The organism is Streptomyces cirratus, assembly GCF_014650775.1.
Classification (GTDB): domain Bacteria; phylum Actinomycetota; class Actinomycetes; order Streptomycetales; family Streptomycetaceae; genus Streptomyces; species Streptomyces cirratus.
In genome coordinates this window covers 1-1,543 of the sequence record NZ_BMVP01000046.1, presented here as the reverse complement: position 1 = coordinate 1,543, position 1,543 = coordinate 1, and the positions used below count along the sequence as shown (strand labels likewise).

Sequence of the window (1,543 nt, the reverse complement as noted above, 5' to 3'; positions counted from 1 at the left end):
GGTTGGTGGGGGTGTCGGTGGAGGTCTTCGCCGGGTGCCCCACCAACGAGTGGATGAGGGAATTGTCCTGGGCTGCCATGGACAGCTTCCCGGTGTGATCGACGACCACGCGGATGCGGTATGGGAACGACAGCTCGAGGACTTGTTCCTTCGGATCGGCCACCGTTTCGGCCGTGCCGACCTGCGGCGGCGGGCGCGGGACTACATACGGGGCCTACTCGCCCCTGTCGGCCGCAAGAACGGCTGGCAGCTGGCCGAGTTCGCCGGCCACCGCACCCCCGACGGCCTCCAGAGGCTGCTGAACAGGGCGAACTGGAATGCAGACGAGGTCCGCAACGACCTCCAGTCCTACGTCGCCGAACACCTTGGCGAGGACGACGGCGTGCTCGTCATCGACGACACGGGCTTCGTCAAGAAGGGCGCCACCTCCGCCGGCGTCCAGCGACAGTACTCCGGCACCGCCGGCCGCACCGAGAACTGCCAGATAGGTGTCTTCGCCGCCTATGCGTCCGCCACCGGACGCGCATTGGTAGACCGAGAGCTCTATCTGCCCAAGTCCTGGACGGACGACCGCGACCGCTGCAGGGCCGCGAAAGTTCCTGATGAACGCGGCTTCGCTACCAAAGGAGAGCTGGCCCGGCGCCTGGTGCTTCGCGCTCTTGCCTCCGAGCTGCCGATCGCCTGGGTGACCGCGGACGCCGCCTATGGGCAGGAGGGACGCTTCCGCCGCCTTCTGGAGCAGTCCGGACTGGGCTATGTCCTCGCAGTGCCCAAGTCGCAGCAGGTCTTCGGCCCGCGTATCGACCACCTTTTCGGTCAGGCTCCCGACGAAGCATGGGAGCCGATCTCGTGCGGACAGGGCGCCAAGGGACCTCGGCTCTATCACTGGGCGGCGCTGGAACTGCCGACCGTGACCGAGTTCGACTACCAGGGCCAGGCGCCTGTCCGGCGGCGCTGGGCACTGGCCCGCCGCAGCATCCGCAAGCCTGAGAAAATCGCCTACTTCCTCGCCTACTCGCCGCTCGATACGCCCGTGAAGGATCTGGTGCGGGTCGCCGGTATGCGCTGGCAGATTGAGGAGTGCTTCCAGGCCGCGAAGAACGAGTGTGGCCTGGACCAGTACGAAGTCCGCCGATATACGGCCTGGTATCGGCACATCACCCTCACCATGCTCGCCCACTCCTACCTAGCGGTCATGACGGCCAACGCGGCAGCAAAAGGGGCTGCAGAAACGGTTCCCGCGCCATGGTTCCGCTCACCGTGGCAGAAGTCCGCCGGATCCTGGCGCTTCGTCTCATCCCGAACCATCGGCCAGGGCGGACGCTTCGCGCACACCTGCTGAACTGGTCACTCTGGCGCCGCCAACGCCAGGCCACAGCCCGCCGCTGTCACTATCAACGGCGACTCCACTCGTTGGTGGGGCACCCGGTGAAGACCTCCATCGACACCCCCACCAACCCACTACACTCCCGACGCGCCCTCCTGACCAGGCCAGATAGCGAAACGCTGCTGGAGTACTAGTACTGCAACGGCGTTTGACGTG

At 66.2% G+C, this 1,543-nt stretch carries 1 protein-coding gene; it reads left to right on the top strand.

Going from position 1 to position 1,543, the window contains the following annotated elements:
• The first annotated feature begins 97 nt into the window (after positions 1–97).
• The gene (locus tag IE207_RS32815; RefSeq protein WP_373304819.1) at positions 98–1,342 is read left to right on the top strand and encodes an IS701 family transposase; all 1,245 of its coding nucleotides are present in this window, start codon (positions 98–100) and stop codon (positions 1,340–1,342) included.
• Positions 1,343–1,543: the final 201 nt, after the last annotated feature.